Consider the following 232-nt stretch of genomic DNA (forward strand, 5'->3'; position numbering starts at 1 on the left):
GTTGAACATTGTTGCGGCTGCCTGAAGGTTGGCGGCGTAATTTCCTCGCTCAGGACGATAAGTGTGTCCGGTATCGGCATTGTTATGAGTTCCATTACTATTACCGTTATTATCGTTATTGCCGTTATTACCGTTATTACCGTTATTACCGTTATTATTTTCACTCTGACTGGTGAGATACCAGTTATTGTTATTCATGCCGGAAGGGGTACCCTGCTGGAGATGATACTCA

Annotated in this window: 1 protein-coding gene; it reads right to left on the bottom strand. The window is 43.5% G+C overall.

The features are described 5' to 3' along the window. The coding region (locus WFN87_RS24080; RefSeq protein WP_336983987.1) for an autotransporter outer membrane beta-barrel domain-containing protein at nt 1-232 on the bottom strand (232 nt) is incomplete at both ends.

The sequence above is a fragment of the Cedecea sp. AS113 genome, from assembly GCF_037152415.1.
Classification (GTDB): Bacteria; Pseudomonadota; Gammaproteobacteria; order Enterobacterales; family Enterobacteriaceae; genus Cedecea.